Annotated in this window: 1 protein-coding gene and 1 pseudogene; both read left to right on the top strand. The window is 73.3% G+C overall.

The window, feature by feature from the left end; translation table 11 throughout:
- Positions 1-952 (top strand): annotated as a pseudogene (locus G3I65_RS13390) (isoniazid inducible protein IniA); the annotation flags it as partial.
- Positions 949-1,950, top strand: a 1,002-nt coding sequence (locus G3I65_RS13385) for a GTPase (RefSeq protein ID WP_160696392.1), incomplete at its 3' end; no start/stop codon positions are given. The pseudogene G3I65_RS13390 and the gene G3I65_RS13385, both read left to right, overlap by 4 nt.

Below are 1,950 nucleotides of genomic sequence, written 5' to 3'. Positions count from 1 at the left end.
CGCCGCCGCCGAACTCGTGGAGTCGTTGCGCGACCGCGCCGAATCGGCCGGGCAGGACGCGGGGCTCGGGCAGGCCGCGCTGCTGCAGCGCGCGCAGCGCCGCGCCGACGACCTGCGGCGGCAGAACACCAAGTGGCAGAACCTGCTTTCGGACGAGATCACCGATCTGCTGTCCGACGCCGAGTACGACCTGCGCGAGCGGACGCGCAAGATCGTCAACACCATCGACCGCACCTTCGACGAGGGCGACCCGGCCAAGGTGTGGGACGAATTCGCGCCGTGGCTGGACAACGCGCTGGCCGAAGCCGTCGACGTCAACTACACCTGGCTCGCCGACCGCGCGGAGTGGATCGCGCAGGCGGTCGCCCAGTGCTTCGGCGCCCAGTATGATCGCGCGCTGCCGGACCTGCGGCTCGACGGCTCCGGTGTGGACGGTCTCGACGACGTCCGGCGCCCGAAGATCGAGAAGTTCAAGGTGGGGCAGCAGGCTTTCACCGGGTTGCGCGGGTCGTACGGCGGTGTGCTGATGTTCGGCCTGGTCACCAGCCTCGCCGGGCTGCCGCTGATCAACCCGGTCTCGATCGGCGCGGGTGCGGCGTTCGCCGCGAAGACGATCAAGGACGAAGGCGGGATGCGGCTGCAGCGCCGTCAGGCCGTCGCCAAGCAGGCGGCGCAGCGGCACGTCGACGACGTGTTCCTGCGCTTCAGCAAGGAATGCCGCGACTCGATCCGCGTCGTCCAGCGCCGGCTGCGCGACCACTTCACCGGGCTGGCCGAGGAACTCGCCGACGAGCTCACGCGCGAACGCGAGACGATCATGGCGGGCACCGCCGAAAGAGAGCGCCGGACCGTCCACATCAGACGCGAGATCGACCGGCTCGCCGGCCTGCACCAGCGCGCGGGCGAGCTGGGCACGATCGCCGGGCGGCAGCGGCGGGAGCTTTCGGCGTGACCCAGGACGTCCGTGATCTGGTGGCCGCCGCGGCCGGGCTCTACCGGGACGACCCGCGGGCTTCGGCGCTCCTGCACGACTGCCTGGACCGGTTGGACCAGCCGCTGCGCGTCGCGTTCACCGGCGCGCCGTCGTCGGGCAAGTCGACGCTCGCCGCGGCGCTCGGCGAATGGCCGACGCGCGCGCTGCGCGACCTAGTGCTCCTCGACGACCCCGGCCCGGCCGACGAAGTCCCGGACGCGACCGTCCGGCTGGTCCGCCACCTGGAGCCGGACGAGCTCGCGGCGGCGCACCCGCCGGGCGGCTCGCCGTTCGCGCGGCAGAGCGCGGTCAACTCGGTGCTGGTGCTGTCCCGGGCCGACGAGGTCGGCGCGGGCCGGATCGACGCGTTGCTGACCGCGAAGCAGCTCGCGCGCCGGGCGTGGCGCGAAGACCCGCTGTGCACGGGGTTCCTGGGCGTGATCGCGGTGGCCGGCCAGCTGGCCTACGGCGGCCGGTCGTTGCGCGACGACGAATTCGACCTGCTGGCCGCGTTCGCCGCCGTGCCGCGGGAAGAGCTGGAACGCCACGTGCTTTCGGTGGACTCGTTCACCGACCCGGCGTTCCCCGGCCCGATCCCGGTCGAGACGCGGCGGTCGCTGGTGGTGCGCTTCGGGATGTTCGGCGTCCGCCTGGCGCTGACGCTGATCCGCACCGGCTGCGACGACCGGCTCAAGCTGTCGGCGGAACTGGTGCGCCGCAGCGGGCTCGGCGAACTGCGCGACACCCTCGCGGGCTGTTTCGTGGCGCGGGCGGAGGCGTTGAAGGCCCGCACGGCGGTGATCCGCCTCGAAGGCCTGCTGGCGGCCCAGCCCCGCCCGGGCGGCGACCGCCTGGTGTCCCGCGTCGAGCGCTTCGCGGCGGCCGCCCACGACTTCCGCGAGCTACGCCTGATCGCCGACATCCGCGGCGGCCGCACAGCGCTGTCGGGCGACCCGGCGGAGGAGGCGGTCCGCCTG

The sequence above is a fragment of the Amycolatopsis sp. SID8362 genome (assembly GCF_010550475.1).
In the GTDB taxonomy this organism is placed as follows: Bacteria; Actinomycetota; Actinomycetes; order Mycobacteriales; family Pseudonocardiaceae; genus Amycolatopsis; species Amycolatopsis eburnea.
The sequence above is the reverse complement of the archived record's forward strand: the minus strand, read 5'-3'. Positions and strand labels throughout refer to the sequence as shown.